Here is a 16,088-nt window from a genome sequence, read left to right on the forward strand (position 1 = left end):
GTGCCCGGAAAACCGAACGAGGTGAACATGGCCCGGAATACTTCCCGCACCCCCGCCACGGGCAGACATCGCATCACCCGCCGCACGAAGATCGCGACCGGTGGCCTGGCGCTCGCGCTGGCCGTCGGCGGCATCGTCGTCGCGACCACCGCCGGCCGCACCGGCGAGGCCAGCGCCGACGAGGCCGACCCGTCGTTCTTCCTCGACATCGCGAAGGTCCCGTCGGGCGTCAACGTGAACAAGGCGCTGCAGCAGAAGGGCGCCCGCGGCACGTTCACCGTGGACTGCGGCCGCAACGAGAACCAGCACTTCAACCCCGACAACTTCATCGCCCAGCCGGGGATCAAGAACGGTGCCCAGCACCTGCACGACTACGTCGGCAACCTCTCCACGAACGCCGACTCGAACAACAAGAGCCTCGTGAAGGCCGGCACCACCTGCAAGAACGGCGACAAGTCGGCCTACTTCTGGCCCGTCGTCCGCATCGACACCGGCGACGCCGAGAAGAACCCGCCCGCCACGCAGCCCGACCGGGCCGGCAGCGCCAAGGACAAGGCGAGCGCCCAGGTCGACTGCCCCGACGTCGCCAGCAAGCTGCCCGACGTCCCCGACCAGGCGATGGACGAGGTCAACCGCAACCTCGACCTGCTCGACAAGCAGATCGACGAGGCCAACAAGCGGATCGCGAACGGCGATCTCAAGACGCCGCAGGACATCCAGAACGCCGTCGTCGGGCCGCTCAAGGACAAGCGCGCGGCCACCATCGACCGGATCGCCATCGCGATCGGCCGCCGGGCCGCGAAGCCGACCGACCTCGGCGGGCTCGCGCAGTGCGCGCTCAAGCAGAACGGCCAGGGCGGCATCGACAACGGCGGCCAGAACAGCAACGGCCAGCCGGCGGAACTGCCCGGCGTCAACGACAAGAACGAGGTCGGCGACAACGACGGCGAGATCCAGCGCGTCCAGTCGGCGACGATCACCTTCACCAGCGGCGGCGCGAGCAAGGTCGTCGCGATGCCGCAGTTCCTCCGGATCCTCTACGGCGACGCCAAGCAGAGCACCAACGGCCCGGCCAACGCCCGGCCCAGCTGGACCTGCACCGGCTTCGAGGACCGGCTCACCGACCACTACCCGATCTGCCCGCAGAACAGCAAGGTCGAGCGGATCCACGCCTTCCCGAACTGCTGGGACGGCAAGAACATCGACAGCGCCAACCACCGCACGCACATCGTGTTCGCCGACCAGCAGGGCAAGTGCCCGAAGGGTTTCCAGAACGTGCCGCAGCTGGTGATCAAGCTGGTCTACAACATCCCGCACGACATCCAGGTCAAGGGCCAGTACAAGGTGGACGCCTTCGCGCAGGAGAAGCACAACCCCCGCTCGGACCACGACGACTTCGCCAACGTCATGGGCCAGCGCCTGATGAACCAGGTCGTCAACTGCATCAACACCGGCAAGCGCTGCAACCAGTGACCCGCTGACCGGCCTCTTCGAGGACATTCCCCGAAGGGGCCGGTCACGGCTGCCGGGTCCAGGTGACGGTGTCCGTCCGGCCGTCCCCGAGGGAGGTCGCCCGGACGACGTTCGGCCCCGGCTGCAGGGCGACCCCGGCCCAGACGGCGATGTGACCGTCGGGCACCCGGGTGCCGACCGGGACGCCGTTGACCGAGAGGCTGACCGGCGCGGTACCGGCGTAGACCTTGACGTCGGTGGTGGCGGTGGTCCGGACGGTGTCGCGGGCGGAAGTGATGTGCACGGACGGCCGGTCCGACCAGTTGGCCTGGTACCAGTAGAAGGCGTCCTTCCTGGTCACCCGGTCGTCGGTGACCAGTCCCTTGTCGTTGATGCCCGGGCGGTCGCCCTCGTTGCGCCCGTCCGAGGCGAAGTCGAACATCACCCAGACGAAGCTCCCCCACAGGTACGGCCGGGCCTCGATCGCCCGCCACGACGCCTCGGCGACCTCCGCCTGGTACTCCTCGGGGTGCCAGTGCCCGCCGGGGACCGGCGGGACGGGGTGCTGCTCGTGCTGCCGGACGCTCGCGCCGGCCCCGTACTCGGAGACCGAGATCCGGCGCTCCGGCTCGGCCCGGTGCAGCTCGTCCGCCCACTTCCCCAGGTTCGCGGCGCCGGGCAGGTACCAGCCGTAGTAGCGGTTGTAGCCGGTCAGGTCCGCGTGGCCGGCGAGGGCGTCGGTGTCGGCCAGGCAGCAGTGCGCGTACGTCGTGAGCCGGTCGGGGTCATCGGCGCGGAAGACGTCCTGGACCGCGGCGAGCACGGCGTTGGCGGCCGGGCTGGAGGCGTACTGCTCGTTGCCGAGGCCCCACATCGCCACCGACGGGTGGTTGACGTTTTGCCGGACCAGCTCGTGCGCCTGGGCCTCGGCGTTCGCGGTGAAGGCCGGCGAATCCGTCACCCAGCCGACCAGCGGCACCTCGGTCCAGACGATCAGGCCGAGCCGGTCGGCGAGCTCGTACTCGCGCGGCGAGTGCTGGTAGTGGGCCATCCGGACGGCGTTCGCCCCCAGTTCGGCGATCAGCGCGTAGTCGGCGTCGACGTCGGCATCGGAGACCGCCGCCCCGCGGTCCGGGCGGCTGGGCAGCTGGGTGTTCACCCCGTGCAGCGGGTACGGGACGCCGTTGAGCAGGAAGCCACGCCCGGGGTCGACGGCGAAGGTGCGCAGCCCGAGCGGGACGGTCACCGCATCCCCGCCCACCTCGGCGGTGACCGAGTACAGGTAAGGATCCCGGACGCCGTTCCACCGGTGCGGACGGATCACCCGCACCGCCGAGGTCGCCGGGGCCGTGCGGCCCGCGCCCACGGTGACGGTGGTGGCCGAGACCGCCACGACCCGGTGGGAAGCGTCCCGGACCACGGTCCGGACGGGGATCCGCCGCGTCACCGCGGAGTCGTTCGTGACCCGGGTCGTCACCGAGAGGTCGGCCGCCGCCGTGGTGAGCGCGTTCTGCCGCACGGTGACACCCGGCCCGCCGTAGTCGAGCGCGTCGACGTGGACCGGATCGGTGGTGATCAGCCGGACGTCGCGGTAGAGGCCACCGAACTGCGTGAAGTCGCCGTCGAGCGGGGCCACGGCCGCGTTCTTGCGGTTGTCGACCGCCACCGCGACCGGCACGAGTTCCCCGGGGCGGACAAGTCCGGTGATGTCGAACCGGAAGCCGGAGTAGCCGCCTTCGTGCCGGCCGGCGCGCCGGCCGGCCACGTAGACGTCGGTGACCAGGTTCGCGCCGTCGAACTGCAGGAACACCCGCCGGTCGCCGGCCGGGACGGCCACCCGGGTCCGGTACCACCCGACGTCACGCCGATAGTTGCCGCCGCCGTCGGAGCCGTCGGCGGCGTTCCACGTGTGGGGCACGGAGACCGGCGTCCACGCGGAATCGTCGAAATCGGCAGCCGCGGCGCCGGGAGCGTCGCCGAGGTGGAATCTCCAGCCGGTCGCCAAGACAGTCCAGGTGCGGGCGCGCCCGGGTGCCGCCACCGCGGCCGGAACGCAGAAACCGCACAGCAGCAGGGCGATCAGGGCGAAGACGAGCCGGCGCATGCCCGGGACTGTCACAGCCCGCCCGGCCGCGGGTCAATGCGCTTCGAGGACTTCGAAAACGCCTCCCGACGAAGGTATTCACCCACACGAAGGAGGGGGCCTTTCCCGCACCCGGGAAAGGCCCCCTCCGACGGCACCCGGCTCAGGAAGCCGCGCGCCGCTTCGTCCAGATGTCGTAGGCCACCGCGGCCAGCAGCACGACACCCTTGACCAGCATCACCCGCTCGCTCGGGGCGCCGATCAGGGACATGCCGTTGTTGATCACCGCCATGATCAGGCCACCGGTGATCGCGCCGACCACCTTGCCGACGCCGCCCTGGACGGCCGCGCCGCCGATGAACGCCGCCGCGATCGCGTCGAGCTCGAAGTTGACGCCCGCCGTCGGGCCCGCCTGGTTGAGCCGGCCGGCGAAGATGATCCCCGCCAGCGCGGCCAGCACGCCCATGTTGACGAAGATCCAGAACGTCACCTGCTTGACCTTGACGCCCGAGAGCGTCGCGGCCTGCAGGTTGCCGCCCACGGCGTAGATGTGCCGGCCGAACACCGACTTCCCGGCCACCAGCGAGTAGCCGAGCACCAGCACCGCCAGCAGGATGAGCACCCACGGCAGGTTCTTGAACCGCGCCAGCTGCACGACCAGCGCGAGCACCAGCACCGCGATCCCGGCGATCTTGAGCACGAACACCGGGAAGGGGTCGACGTCCTGGCCGTAGCCCATCCGTCCCGCCCGCTTCCGCCACTGCGTGAACACGATCCCGGCCACCGCGGCGACGCCGGCGAGCAGCGACACCAGGTCCGCCCCGCCGAGCGGGCCGAGGCCGATGTTGCCCAGGTAGCCGGAGGTGAAGCCGTTGGAGAGCGTGCGGATCGCGTCCGGGAACGGGCCGATGCCCTGGTTGCCCAGCACCGTCAGGGTCAGGGCCCGGAACGCCAGCATGCCGGCCAGCGTCACGATGAACGCCGGGATGCCGAAGTAGGCGACCCAGTAGCCCTGCCACGCGCCGATCGCCGCGCCGACGACGAGGGTGATCAGCACCGCCAGGAACCACGGCACGTGCGAGTTCACCATCAGCACCGCCGACACCGCGCCGGTCATCGCGACGACCGACCCGGCGGACAGGTCGATGTGCCCGGAGATGATCACCAGGATCATCCCGATCGCGAGGATCAGCACGTAGCTGTTCTGCACGATGATGTTGGAGATGTTCTGCGGCTCCAGCAGCGCGCCACCGGTGAGCACCTCGAACAGCACCACGATCAGCGCGAACGCGACGTAGATGCCGCTCTGGCGCGGGTTGATCGAGATCCTCCGCTTGGAGCGCTCAACCGGGGGCACGGCGGGCCGCGCTTCGGTCGTGGTCATTCCCGTTCCTTAGTCATGTACTGCATCAGCAGTTCCTGAGTGGCTTCTTCGCGCTTGGCCTCGCCGGTGATCCGGCCGGCCGAGAGCGCGTAGATCCGGTCGCAGAGCCCGAGCAGCTCCGGCAGCTCGGAGGAGATGACCAGGACGGCCTTCCCCTGGGCGGCCAGCTCGTTGATGATCGTGTAGATCTCGAACTTCGCGCCCACGTCGATGCCGCGGGTCGGCTCGTCCAGGATCAGCACGTCCGGATCGGTGAAGATCCACTTGGCCAGCACGACCTTCTGCTGGTTGCCGCCGGAGAGCTTCCCGGTCACGCTCTGCACACTCGGTGCCTTGATCCGCAGATCGCGGCGGTAGGAGTTGGCGGTGTCGTGCTCGGCGTGCTCGTTGACCCAGCCGTGCTTGGCCAGCTTGCCCAGCCCGGCCGCGGACACGTTGCGCTGGATGTCCTCGATCAGGTTGAGCCCGTAGCGCTTCCGGTCCTCGGTGGCGTAGGCGATGCCGTGGCGGACGGCCTCCTGCACCGACCGGACGTCGATTTCCTTGCCGTGCTTGAGGATCCGCCCGGAGATGTCCTTGCCCCACGACCGGCCGAACACGCTCATCGCGAGCTCGGTGCGGCCCGCGCCCATCAGCCCGGCCAGCCCGACGATCTCCCCGCGCCGCAGCGAAAGCGACGCGTGGTCGACGACGACCCGCCCGGCCTGGGTGGGGCTGTGCACGGTCCAGTCCTCGATCCGCAGCACCTCTTCGCCGATCTCCGGCTCCCGCGGCGGGAACCGGTGCTCGAGGTCGCGGCCGACCATGCCGGTGATGATGCGCTCTTCGGTCAGCCCCGCCGCGTCGAGCGTATCGATCGTCCGGCCGTCACGCAGGATCGTGACGGTGTCGGCGATCGCCGTCACCTCGCCGAGCTTGTGCGAGATGATCACGCAGGTGACGCCCTCGTCCCGCAGCCCGCGCAGCAGGTCGAGCAGGTGGGCCGAGTCGTCGTCGTTGAGCGCCGCGGTGGGCTCGTCGAGGATCAGCAGCTTGACCTCTTTGGACAGTGCCTTGGCGATCTCGACGAGCTGCTGCTTGCCGACACCGAGTTCCTGCACCGCCCGCGTGGCGTTTTCGGCGAGGCCGACGCGCTTGAGCAGCGCGCCGGCCTCGTGGTTGGTGCGGTTCCAGTCGACCCAGCCGCGCTTGGCCTGTTCGTTGCCGAGGAAGATGTTCTCCGCGATCGACAACTGGCCGCACAGCGCGAGCTCCTGGTGGATGATCACGATCCCGCGCCGTTCGCTGTCGCGCACCGACCCGAACTCGCACCGCTGCCCGTCGAAGGTGATCTCGCCGTCGTACGTCCCGTGGGGGTAGACGCCCGAGAGCACCTTCATCAGGGTGGACTTCCCGGCGCCGTTCTCCCCGCAGATCGCGTGGATTTCCCCGCGGCGCACGGAAAGAGTGACGTCCGACAGCGCCTTGACCCCGGGGAAGGTCTTGGTGATCCCGCGCATGCCGAGCAGTTCGGTCATTTCAGCTGACCTGCCGTGTAGTAGCCCGAGTCGACGAGTTCCTTCTGGTAGTTGGCCTTGTCCACGGTGACCGGCTGCAGCAGGAAGGACGGGACGACCTTCTTGCCGTTGTCGTAGTCCTTCGTGTTGTTGACCTCGGGCTTGCCGCCCTTGAGCACCGCGTCGGCCATCTTCACCGTGGTGTCGGCGAGGATGCGGGTGTCCTTGAAGATCGTCGAGTACTGCTCACCGGCGATGATGGACTTGACCGAGGCGACCTCGGCGTCCTGCCCGGTGACGATCGGGTACGGCTGGCCGGCGGTGCCGTAGCCGTTGCTCTTCAGCGCCGACAGGATGCCGATCGACAGGCCGTCGTACGGCGAGAGCACACCCTGGACCTTCGCGCCACCGGTGTAGGTCTTGGTCAGCAGGTCTTCCATGCGCCGCTGCGCGGTGGCCGGGTCCCAGCGCAGGATGGCCGCGCGGGCGAAGTCGGTCTGGCCGCTCTTGACGACCAGCTTGCCGCTGTCCATCAGGGGCTTGAGGACGGACATCGCGCCGTTGAAGAAGAAGGTCGCGTTGTTGTCGTCCGGGGACCCGGCGAACAGCTCGACGTTGAACGGGCCCGCACCGTCGCCCAGGCCCTTGACCAGCGAGTTCGCCTGCTCGACACCGACCTTGAAGTTGTCGAAGGTGGCGTAGTAGTCGACGTTCGGCGAATTGCGGATCAGCCGGTCGTAGGCGATGACCGGGATCTTCTTGTCGGCCGCCTCCTGCAGCTGGGTGGTGATGGCGGTGCCGTCGATCGAGGCGACGACCAGGACCTTGGCGCCCTTGGTGATCTGGTTCTCGATCTGGTTCACCTGGGTGGGGATGTCGTTCTCGGCGTACTGGAGGTCGACCTTGTAGCCGAGCTTCTCCAGGGCGGCCTTGATGTTGTCGCCGTCGTGGATCCAGCGTTCCGACGACTTGGTCGGCATGGTGACGCCGACCAGGGCGCCCGCCGCGCTGGCGCCGGGAGCCGCGGTCTGGTCCGCGGTCTTCTGGCTCGAGCCGCACGCCGACAGCGTGAGCACGAGCCCCGCGGCGGCGACCGCCGCGATTCCTCTGGTGAACTTCATCGTTCTTTCTTCCTTTCTCAGAAGCCCTGAGCGAGCCGGTGGTAAGCCTGGTTCCAGCGGATGCGGTCGGCGAAGTCGTGCGGCGTCGTGTCCTTGTCGATGACGAGGAGCTCGACGCCGAGCAGGTTCGCGAAGTCACGCAGGGTCTCGGTGCCCACGGCCTGGGTGAGCACGGTGTGGTGCGGGCCGCCCGCGGTGATCCACGACTCCGCGGACGTCGCCAGCGACGGCGCCGGCTCCCAGACCGCCCGGGCGACCGGCAGATTCGGCAGCGGCTCGTCCGGCGCGACGACGTCGATCTCGTTGGCCACCAGCCGGAACCGGTCGCCGAGGTCGACCAGGCCGAGGACGACACCGGGGCCGGGCGCGGCGTCGAAGACCAGCCGGACCGGGTCCTCGCGGCCGCCGATGCCCAGCGCGTGGATCTCGCAGGACGGCTTGGCGGCAGCGATGCTCGGGCAGACCTCCAGCATGTGGGCGCCGAGGATCTTCGGCTTGCCCGGCCCGAAGTGGTAGGTGTAGTCCTCCATGAACGACGTGCCGCGGGTCTTGCCCACGCCCATCGCCTTGACCGCGGCGAGCAGCGCCGAGGTCTTCCAGTCGCCCTCGCCGCCGAAGCCGTAGCCGTCGGCCATCAGGCGCTGCACCGCGAGGCCGGGCAGCTGCCGCAGTCCGCCGAGGTCCTCGAAGTTCGTGGTGAAGGCACCGAACCCGCCGTCGGTGAGGAACTTCCGCATCCCGGCTTCGATGCGGGCGGCGTACTGCAGCGACTCGTGCCGCGCTCCCCCGGCCGCCAGCTCCGGCACAACGTTGTATTCCTCGGCGTAGCGCTGCACCAGCGCGTCCACAGAGTCCTTTTCGGACACCTGGTCGACCAGCTCGACGAGGTCGTTGACGCCGTAGGTGTTGACCGAGACGCCGAACCGCAGTTCGGCCTCGACCTTGTCGCCCTCGGTGACGGCGACGTCGCGCATGTTGTCGCCGAACCGGGCCAGCCGCAGGTTCCGCAGGTGGTCGGCGCCGATCGCGGCCCGCGCCCACGCGTCGATCCGGGCGACGACGACCGGATCGGACACGTGCCCGGCGACGGTCTTGCGCGGCACGCCGAGGCGGGTCTGGATGAACCCGAACTCCCGGTCGCCGTGCGCGGCCTGGTTGAGGTTCATGAAGTCCATGTCGATGGTGGACCACGGGAGCGCCTCGTTGAGCTGCGTGTGCAGGTGCAGCAGCGGCTTGCGCAGCGCGTCGAGCCCGGTGATCCACATCTTCGCGGGCGAGAAGGTGTGCATCCACGCGATCACGCCGACGCAGGCGGCGTCGGCGTTGGCCTCCTGCAGCACGCGGCGGATCGACGCGGCCTCGGTCAGCACCGGCTTGCCGACGATCTCGGCCGGGAGCGCGCCGGAGGCGGTCAGCAGCTGCTGGATGCGCAGCGACTGGCCGGCGACCTGCTCGAGGGTCTCCTCGCCGTAGAGGGCCTGGCTGCCGGTGAGGAACCAGAGCTGGGGTTTCGATGCCGAAGTCATCGTTCTCCTTGGGAAGATCAGTGCTGGCCGTAGACGTTCTGGTACCGGGCGTAGAGCCGGTCGACGTCCTCGGGCGGGAGGGGTTCGGGCGTGCCGAGCTCGAAGGCCTTGTGGACCGTGCGGGCCACGTCCTCGACCATCACCGCGGCCTTGACCGCGTCGCGCGCGGTGCGGCCGACGGTGAACGGGCCGTGGTTGCGCATCAGCACCGCGGGCGAGCGGCTCGAGCGAAGCGTTTCGACGATGCCGCGGCCGATGGAGTCGTCGCCGATCAGGGCGAACGGCCCGATCGGGATCTCCCCGCCGAACTCGTCGGCGATCATCGTCAGCACGCACGGGATCGGCTCGCCGCGGGCCGCCCACGCCGTGGCGTAGGTCGAGTGGGTGTGCACGACGCCACCGATCTCCGGCATGTGCCGGTAGACGTAGGCGTGCGCGGCGGTGTCGGACGACGGTGCGAGGTCGCCTTCGACGAGTTCGCCGCGCAGGTCGGTGACGACCATGGTGTCCGCGGACAGGTTGTCGTAGGACACGCCCGAGGGCTTGATGACCAGCAGGTCCCGGCCCGGGACCCGCGCCGAGACGTTGCCCGCGGTCCAGATGACCAGCTCGTTGCGGGTCAGCTCGCCGTGCAGCTTCGCGACCGTCTCCCGGAGTTCGGCGACGGTGTCGAGCACTTCACCGGTCAGCGACATCAGGACCGTCCTTTCGCGACATCGCGGCGGCGGGCCGCCAGGCGGTGCATGACATCGTTGCCGCCACGGCCGAAGTAGTCGTGCAGCTGCGTGTATTCGGCGTACAGCTCGTCGTAGGCGACGACGTGCGCGGGCACCGGCCGGTACACCGCGCGGTCGACCGAGCCCATCGCGGCGGCGGCCGCGCGGATGTCCGGGTGGGCCCCGGCGGCGACGGCCGCGTGGATGGCCGAGCCGAGCGCGGGTCCCTGCGCCGAGCCGATCACCGACAGCGGGAGGTTGGTGACGTCGGCGTAGATCTGCATGAGCAGCGCGTTCTTCGCCAGCCCGCCCGCGATGATCAGCTCGGTGACCGGGACGCCGGCCGCGTTGAACGTTTCGATGATCTTCCGGGTGCCGAAGGCGGTGGCCTCCAGCAGGGCGCGGTAGGTGTCCTGGGGACGGGTGGCGAGCGTCTGCCCGACGATCACGCCGGACAGCTCGTGGTCGACCAGCACCGACCGGTTGCCGCTGTGCCAGTCCAGCGCGATCAGGCCGTGTTCGCCGATCTCCTGCTGGGCGGCCAGGCGGGTGAGGTGCTCGTGCCCCTCGTAGGACGCCGGCACGCCGTGCTCGACGAACCAGCCGAAGATGTCGCCGACGCCGCTCTGGCCGGCCTCGTACCCCCACAGGCCGGGCACGATGCCGCCTTCGACGACGCCGCACATGCCGGGGACCTCGCGCAGCTCGGCGCCGTTCATCACGTGGCAGGTCGAGGTGCCCATGATCGCCACCATCTGCCCGGGCTCGACGGCCTGGGCGGCGGGCGCGGTGACGTGCGCGTCGACGTTGCCGACGGCGACCGCGATGCCCTCGGGCAGCCCGGTCCAGGCCGCGGCTTCCGCGGTCAGCGACCCGGCGCGGGAGCCCAGCTGGCCCAGCGGGTGCTCCAGCTTGTCGGCCACGAAGGACTCGAAGCCGGGGGCGAGCTCGCGGAGGAAGTCGCGGCTGGGGTACTGGCCGTCCTGGAGGATGCCCTTGTAGCCGGCCGTGCAGGCGTTGCGGACGTAGGTGCCGGCGAGCTGCCAGACGATCCAGTCGGCCGCCTCCACCCAGTGCCGCATCGCGGCGTAGACCTCGGGTGCTTCTTCGAACAGCTCCAGGGCCTTGGCGAACTCCCACTCCGAGGAGATCAGCCCGCCGTAGCGCGGGAGCCACTTCTCGCCGCGAGCGCGGGCCAGGTCGTTGATCCGCACGGCCTGCGGCTGCGCCGAGTGGTGCTTCCAGAGCTTCACGTACGCGTGCGGGTGGCCTTCGAACTCGGGCAGTTCGCACAGCGGCGTCCCGTCCGCGGTCGTCGGCACCATCGTGCACGCGGTGAAGTCGGTGGCGATGCCGACGACGTCGGCCGCGTCGACGCCGGCGTCCCGCAGCGCCGCCGGGACGGCGTTGCGCAGCACCCCGACGTAGTCCGCCGGCACCTGCAGCGCCCATTCCGGCGGCAGCGCGCGGCCCGTGGCGGGCAGCGTCTCGTCGAGCACCCCGTGCGGGTACTCGAAGACGCCGGAGCCGAGTTCGGCCCCGTCAGCCACGCGCACGACCACCGCGCGGCCCGACAGCGTGCCGAAGTCGACGCCGACGGTGAGTGGTTCTCCCACGGTGTCTTCCCTCCTGGTTGGTGACCGGGACGCGGCGCGGGCGGCGGTGAACGCGCCGCGCCCCGGGGTCTTAGCGGCCGGTGAGCACCAGTGTCGTCACCGAGTTGGCCGGCAACGTCAGCTTCGACGTCGCGGCCAGGCCGGTGATCTCCCTGGTCTGCGGCACGATGGCGGTCGGCGCGGCGAGGCTGTTGCGCCCCGCCGGGTCGCCGGTGAGCGTGGTGAGCGTGCCGGTGCCGTCGACGGCGGTGACGCCGGTGAGCGCCAGCCGTGCGGTCTGCACCTGCCCGGTCGGGTTGACGAGTTTGACCGTGAAGGTCTTCCTTCCGCTCTTCGTGGTCACGTTGACCACCTGCCGCAGGGGGCTGCCCTGGTTGAGGCGGCTGGTGACGATCTGCTTGCCGAGGGTGCTGGAGAACATCTGCTGCACCCAGTACGACGGCGAGCCGTAGCTGCTCCCGGCGTCGAGCCCGATCAGGTTGACCGGCCAGTTGGACTGGTTCTCGTGCACCAGCACCGGCGCGTACATCGAGCCGATGACGACGTCGCTGTTGCGTTCGAGCCCGGTGAGGAACGCGGCCTCGCCGATGGCGGCGGCCAGGGTGCCGGTGGGCCGGCCGTCCTGGGCGCCGTACTCGCCGACGAGGATGTCCGGGCCGCTGCGGTCGGCGGTGTCGTAGCGGGTCGAGTTGTCGGTGAACCACTGCGGCGACTGGTAGTAGTGGTCGTCCGCGGCGTCCGGGCGCACCCCGGTCGACGTGCTCGACGCGGCCCCGCCCTGCAGGCCGCCGGTGGTGGCGATGACGGTCAGCTGCGGGTACTTCGCCTTGATGGCGTTGTTCATGTCGGTGAAGCGCCAGGCGTAGCTGCCCGAGCCGTCGAACCAGTCCTCGTTGCCGACCTCGACGTAGTGCAGGTCGAACGGCGCCGGGTGCCCGTCGGCGATCCGCTTGGCGCCCCACGTCGTCGAGGCGTCGCCGATGGCGTACTCGATCTCGTCGAGGGCTTCCTGGACGTAGGCCGGGTAGTCGGCCTGGTCGACGTGCTGGCCGTTGAGGGTGTAGCCGGCGAACAGAGCCAGGAGCGGCTGGGCGCCGATGTCCTCGGCGAGCTTCAGGTAGTCGAGGATGCCGAAGCCGTCGGTGGACCAGTAGCCCCACGCGGTGTTCTGGTGGCCGGGCCGCTGCTCGAGCGGGCCGATGGTGTTCTTCCACGCGAACCGGGTGTCGAGCGTGCTGCCCTCGAGGTAGTTGCCACCGGGGACGCGGAACAGGCCGAGCTTCATCGCCGCGAGCTTCTGCCCGAGGTCGGCGCGGACGCCGTTGGGCCGGTTCTTGAAGGTCGGCGGGAACAGCGACACCTGCTGGAACCAGGCGTCCCCGCTCAGCGCCTTCTTCCCCTTGTTGACCAGGGACACGACGATCCGGTTGTCGGTGGACGCGGTGATCGTCGACGGCGTCGTGAAGCTGAACGTCTGCTGCGCCCAGGTCGGGCCGACCGGCTGGAGGTCCTTGCTCGCCAGCACTGTGCCATCCGGCTTCTCGAGGCTGACCCGGACGCCGCCGGTCCAGGTGCCCTTGGCGAAGAAGCTGCCGGTGTACTTGGTCGACGGCTTGGCGGCGACGCCGTAGAAGCCGACGTTCGCGGCGGCCACCCGGCCGGCGGCCGGGACCGCGTCGGCGTGCAGCTTCAGTGAGCGGTCGAGCGCGGTGTTCAGCGGGTTCGCGGTGTCGACCGAGTAGGCACCGGTCGCGCCCGCCGAGGTGACCAGCGACCAGTACGGCACCGGCGTGTCGCCCGCGCCGCTGCCGGGCTGGTAGCCCTCCTTGAAGGTGCGGTTGCGGACGAGCTCGGCGTAGAGCCCGCCTTCGACCGAGTGGCTGATGTCTTCGAGGATCGAGCCGTAGGTGGTCGGCCGGGTGTTGGCGCGCACGACGTTGGCGTCGACGGCCAGCTGGTTGGCCCCGGCCAGGGTGCCGATCTGGGCCGCGGTGAGCGGGAAGCGGCGCAGTTCGACCTCGTCGACGGCCCCGGTGAAGCCGGAGCCGACGGTGAACGGCGCCGCCGCGGTGCCCGAAGCCGGGCAGGCGGAGACGTCGAGGGTCGTCCCGGTGGGCGTACCGCAGGTGCTGGTGACCGCGGCCGCGTCGCCGTCGGCGTAGACGGTGAGCCGCTGGGCGGCGCGGTCGAGGACGAGGGCGGCGTGGTGCCAGTTGCCGTCGGCGAGCCCGCCGCCGTTCGTGGTCACCTGGATCGTGCCGACGCGGGCGGTGAGCTTGCCGCCGGTCACGCCGAGCGCGTAGCCGTCACCGTGGTCGACGAGGGTGCCCGACGCGGTGGTGCGGAACCAGGCGGCCAGCGACAGCGAGCCGGTGCCGGTGTCGAACGCGGGCGAGCTGCCCATGTCCACAGTGGACTTGCCGTCGAGCTGGACGGCCTTGCCCGAGGCTCCGGCGGTCCACGTGGCACCCTTCAGCGTGCCGTCGGCGGCGTTCGCCGAAGCGTCGCGGGCCACCGTGCCGGTGCCTTCGTCGAAGTGCCACGAGCCGCTCGCGGCCAGCGCGGCGACGGCGGACGCGGTCAGCGGCGTCGGGTACGCGCGGACGTCGTCGATGCCGCCGGCGAACCAGTCGGCGGGGCCGCCGGCCCACTTGCCGCGGCCGATCTCCAGGTGCCCGGCCGCGGTCCACGGCGTGGTGAACGGGACGCTCTGCTGGAAGGTTCCGTTGACGTACAGGGAAAGCGTGCCGGCGGCCCGGTTGTAGACGCCGGCGACGTGCTGCCACTGGTCGGCCTGCGCGGGCAGCGTCGACACCGCGGAGGATGACGGGGTGTCGCCGTCGCCCGCGCGGCGGGTGAAGGCGAACCGGCCGTCGGCGGCGCGCTGGAGGTAGAAGCCGCTGATCGCCGAACCGTCGACGCTCACGGCCGTCCGGAAGCCGGTGGCCGCACCGGGCTTGACCCACGCCGACACCGAGAAGCTCTGCGCGGTGTCCACGACCGGAGCCGGGACGTCGACCGCGGCGTCGGTGCCGTTCAAGGCGACGCCGTGCGGGCCGACGACCCCGTCGCCCCAGGCCGCGCCGCCGGTCAGGGTGGCGGTGCGCGCGTCGAGGGAGTCGTCCGCCGTGGTCGTGCCGGTGCCCTCGTCGAGACCCCAGTGCCCGGCGATGGTGAGCCGGGCCGCGTCGGCGGCGGTCAGCGGGCCCGAGTAGGCGCGGACGTCGTCGATCGCGCCGTCGACGAAGTCCACCGGGTTGCCGCCGTATTTGCCGCGGCCGATCACCAGGTGCCCGGTGCCCGCCCACGCGGTGGGCGCGGCGACGGTGGCCTGGCGCGTGCCGTCGACGTACAGCGACAGCGTCGACGCGGCCGCGTCGAACACGCCGGTGAGCTGGTACCACTGGCCGGCGACGGGGTCGAAGTTCGCCGACGCGACCACGCCGTCGGCCGGGGCGTCCCCGGCCAGGCGGGTGAAGGCGAACCGGCGGGAGTCGTCGCGGAACTGCAGGAAGAAGTTGCTGACCTGGGTGCCGTCGACACTGACGAACGTCTGGAACCCGGACGTCTTGTCCAGCTTGACCCAGCTGCTCACGGAGAAGCTCTTGGTCGTGTCGAGCACCGGCGCACCGGCGTCGGCGAAGCCATTGGCGCCGTCGGTCGTCAGTGCTCCGCCCCGGATGCCCGGGCCCCAGCCCGCGCCGCCGTTCAGCGTCGCCGGGTGGCTGCCCGCCGTGTCGGCGGCGGTCGTCCCGCTGCCGTCGTCGAACGCCCAGTGCCCGGCCAGGGTGGCGTCGGCCGAAGCGGCCGGAGCCACCGCCACCGGAACGCCGGCGCACAGCGCCAAGGCGGCGAGCACGGCCATGGGCCGCCGCAGTCTGCGGAGCATGACTCTCCCTTGAGTGTGAGCGCTCACATGGTCCACCCGGCCGGCGGACCGGGTGTCAGCGGGTCCGTCTGGTGACGAGGCGTTGCAGGACGATGAAGACGAACAGCAGGGCCCCGGTGATGATCGAGGTCCACCAGGAGTTGAGGGTGCCGTCGAAGGTGATCAGCGTCTGGATGATGCCGAGCACCATGATCCCCAGCACGGTCCCCAGCACGTACCCGGAGCCGCCGGTGAGGATGGTGCCGCCGATGACGACCGCGGCGATCGCCGTCAGCTCCAGGCCGACGCCGTTGAGCGGGTCGCCCGAGGACTTGTAGAGCACCAGCAGCAGCCCGCCGAGCGCCGAGCAGACCCCGCTGATCGTGTACACCGCGATCTTGGTGCGGCCGGTCTTGAGCCCCATCAGCATCGCCGACTGCGCGTTGCCGCCGATCGAGTAGACCGTCCGCCCGAACCGGGTGAAGGCCAGGACGTAGGCCGCGGCGGCCACGACCAGCACGGCGACCACCACGCTGATCGAGATGTGCAGCTCGCCGCCGAGCGGGATCTGCGTCTGGGCCAGGGTGGCGATCGTCGCGTTGTCGATCGAGTAGGCCTCGGTGGTGAAGCTGTAGCAAAGGCCCCGCGCGAAGAACATCCCGATCAGCGTCGCGATGAACGGCTGGATCTCGAAGAAGTGGATCAGCGCGCCCATCCCGGCGCCCAGCACCGCGCCGACCACCAGCACCACGGCGATCGCCGCGTACGCCGACCAGCCGTGCTTCTGCATCAGGTCGCCGGAGATGACCGTGGACAGGGCGACCAC

Annotated in this window: 10 protein-coding genes; 1 reads left to right on the forward strand and 9 read right to left on the reverse strand. The window is 70.5% G+C overall.

The window, feature by feature from the left end:
• Positions 1–27: 27 nt before the first annotated feature.
• Complete coding sequence (locus ACFVYA_RS37565; RefSeq protein ID WP_387051884.1) at positions 28–1,473, forward strand: DUF1996 domain-containing protein; 1,446 nt, start codon at positions 28–30, stop codon at positions 1,471–1,473.
• Between the two features lie 43 nt (positions 1,474–1,516).
• On the opposite strand, the gene ACFVYA_RS37570 is transcribed toward ACFVYA_RS37565, so the two are convergent.
• The 9 genes from ACFVYA_RS37570 to ACFVYA_RS37610 form a co-directional block, all read right to left on the reverse strand.
• Positions 1,517–3,556 (reverse strand): glycoside hydrolase family 2 protein, encoded by a 2,040-nt coding sequence (locus tag ACFVYA_RS37570; protein WP_387051886.1) that lies wholly within the window; start codon positions 3,554–3,556, stop codon positions 1,517–1,519.
• A 142-nt stretch (positions 3,557–3,698) separates the two neighbouring features.
• The gene (gene mmsB, locus ACFVYA_RS37575) at positions 3,699–4,919 is read right to left on the reverse strand and encodes a multiple monosaccharide ABC transporter permease (protein WP_387051888.1); all 1,221 of its coding nucleotides are present in this window, start codon (positions 4,917–4,919) and stop codon (positions 3,699–3,701) included.
• Complete coding sequence (mmsA, locus tag ACFVYA_RS37580; RefSeq protein ID WP_387051890.1) at positions 4,916–6,436, reverse strand: multiple monosaccharide ABC transporter ATP-binding protein; 1,521 nt, start codon at positions 6,434–6,436, stop codon at positions 4,916–4,918. Before mmsA ends, mmsB begins: the two co-directional genes overlap by 4 nt.
• On the reverse strand, positions 6,433–7,536 hold the full coding sequence (gene chvE, locus ACFVYA_RS37585; RefSeq protein ID WP_387051892.1) for a multiple monosaccharide ABC transporter substrate-binding protein: 1,104 nt from the start codon (positions 7,534–7,536) through the stop codon (positions 6,433–6,435). The genes mmsA and chvE overlap by 4 nt, the downstream gene beginning before the upstream one ends.
• Positions 7,537–7,553: 17 nt before the next feature.
• Positions 7,554–9,062, reverse strand: a complete 1,509-nt coding sequence (gene araA, locus ACFVYA_RS37590) for an L-arabinose isomerase (RefSeq protein ID WP_285991464.1) — start codon at positions 9,060–9,062, stop codon at positions 7,554–7,556.
• 17 nt (positions 9,063–9,079) lie between these two features.
• Positions 9,080–9,757: an L-ribulose-5-phosphate 4-epimerase gene (locus ACFVYA_RS37595; protein ID WP_387051894.1), complete on the reverse strand. Its 678-nt coding sequence runs from the start codon at positions 9,755–9,757 to the stop codon at positions 9,080–9,082.
• Positions 9,757–11,394: a ribulokinase gene (gene araB / locus ACFVYA_RS37600; protein WP_387051896.1), complete on the reverse strand. Its 1,638-nt coding sequence runs from the start codon at positions 11,392–11,394 to the stop codon at positions 9,757–9,759. The genes ACFVYA_RS37595 and araB overlap by 1 nt, the downstream gene beginning before the upstream one ends.
• A 70-nt stretch (positions 11,395–11,464) precedes the next feature.
• A complete protein-coding gene (locus ACFVYA_RS37605; protein WP_387051898.1) occupies positions 11,465–15,283 on the reverse strand; it encodes a LamG-like jellyroll fold domain-containing protein in 3,819 nt (1,272 codons plus the stop codon).
• Between the two features lie 55 nt (positions 15,284–15,338).
• Positions 15,339–16,088: sugar ABC transporter permease YjfF (locus ACFVYA_RS37610; RefSeq protein ID WP_387051900.1), on the reverse strand; the 750-nt coding region annotated here is incomplete at its 5' end.

It is taken from the genome of Amycolatopsis sp. NPDC058278, assembly GCF_042881395.1.
GTDB lineage: Bacteria > Actinomycetota > Actinomycetes > Mycobacteriales > Pseudonocardiaceae > Amycolatopsis.

Excerpts from the sequence above, each read along its gene's own strand:
- ACFVYA_RS37565 (WP_387051884.1), top strand. The coding sequence starts at position 28 with ATGGCCCGGAATACTTCCCGCACCCCCGCCACGGGCAGACATCGCATC.
- ACFVYA_RS37570 (WP_387051886.1), bottom strand. The coding sequence starts at position 3,556 with ATGCGCCGGCTCGTCTTCGCCCTGATCGCCCTGCTGCTGTGCGGTTTC.
- mmsB (WP_387051888.1), bottom strand. The coding sequence starts at position 4,919 with ATGACCACGACCGAAGCGCGGCCCGCCGTGCCCCCGGTTGAGCGCTCC.
- mmsA (WP_387051890.1), bottom strand. The coding sequence starts at position 6,436 with ATGACCGAACTGCTCGGCATGCGCGGGATCACCAAGACCTTCCCCGGG.
- chvE (WP_387051892.1), bottom strand. The coding sequence starts at position 7,536 with ATGAAGTTCACCAGAGGAATCGCGGCGGTCGCCGCCGCGGGGCTCGTG.
- araA (WP_285991464.1), bottom strand. The coding sequence starts at position 9,062 with ATGACTTCGGCATCGAAACCCCAGCTCTGGTTCCTCACCGGCAGCCAG.
- ACFVYA_RS37595 (WP_387051894.1), bottom strand. The coding sequence starts at position 9,757 with ATGTCGCTGACCGGTGAAGTGCTCGACACCGTCGCCGAACTCCGGGAG.
- ACFVYA_RS37605 (WP_387051898.1), bottom strand. The coding sequence starts at position 15,283 with ATGCTCCGCAGACTGCGGCGGCCCATGGCCGTGCTCGCCGCCTTGGCG.